1 protein-coding gene is annotated in these 1,126 nt (G+C 44.8%); it reads left to right on the forward strand.

Annotated elements, in window-relative coordinates; all coding sequences use genetic code 11:
* The first annotated feature begins 56 nt into the window (after positions 1–56).
* A complete protein-coding gene (locus R7Q48_RS24605) occupies positions 57–947 on the forward strand; it encodes a LysR family transcriptional regulator (RefSeq protein WP_025536838.1) in 891 nt (296 codons plus the stop codon).
* Positions 948–1,126: the final 179 nt, after the last annotated feature.

Consider the following 1,126-nt stretch of genomic DNA (forward strand, 5'->3'; position numbering starts at 1 on the left):
TGCCATGCTATTATTTTCTCAACGTCTCTTAGCAAGCTCACAGCACATCACGCACTATGCTTAATCCCGTTTGGTTACACACGTTTAAGACTCTGGTCGAAGTCGGCCACTTTACGCAAACCGCAGAAAAGCTCTACATGACCCAACCCGGTGTTAGCCAACACATCAAGAAGTTAGAGCAAAGTTGTCAGCATGCCTTGATCAAACGTGAGAACAAAAGTTTCGAGCTCACCGAACAAGGTCGTATGGTTTACGCCTATGCGCTGGAGCTAGAGGAACGCGAAAAAAGCTTACTAGAAGAACTCAGCTTTGATGATGCCTATTCTGGCCATTGTAAACTCGCTTGTTCCGGTGCGTTGGCCCTCATGCTTTACGGCCCTCTATTAGAGCAACAAACGCAACATCCTAGTTTGTCCATCCACTTAGAAGCCGCGCCAAACCAATCTATTCTTAATGGTATCTCTGAAGGCCGCATTGATATCGGCATCGTGACTGACGCTCCAAACAAAAGCCTCTTCCAAAGCGAACGAATCGGTCGAGAAGCGCTGTGCTTGATCCTTCCCCACGCATATAAAGCCGAGCCCTTAACGCCTGAGATCTTGCAAAAATGCGGTGTTATTGGCCATCCCGATGCCGAGCACTATATGACGTTGTTTTTTGACCAATGTGCAGAGCCACAATTAAAAGAGACAAAAATGAGTGACATGCCGCTTTCGGGCTTCGTCAATCAATTAAGCCAAATATTATTGCCAGTTAGCAAAGGATTGGGATTTACGGTGTTGCCTCAAAGTGCAGTAGAAAGCTTTCCAAATAGAGAAGAATTGCACGTCGCGCAGCTAAAACAAACCGTTTATGAAGATTTGTATTTAGTCAAAAAACGGGGGCGCACATTACCGCTGCGCTATACCACGATAAAAGAGGTGTTATCAGGCATCATTGGGAAATAAGCGTCTTTCGTAAAGAAAGTGGGGGTGCATCGGTTAAGACCACCTTTTGTATAAGTTTCGTAAAATTTATAGCGGCTAAAAAATCTTTTCTGTTGTGATTTTTGTTCCAATAACGCCAATATGCATGGCCTTGCGCAAGTAAATCCGGGCGTTTTTTGCGCGAATTTCAAACTCAATGC

Source organism: Vibrio sp. 378 (genome assembly GCF_033339435.1).

Excerpts from the sequence above, each read along its gene's own strand:
- R7Q48_RS24605 (WP_025536838.1), top strand. The coding sequence starts at position 57 with ATGCTTAATCCCGTTTGGTTACACACGTTTAAGACTCTGGTCGAAGTC.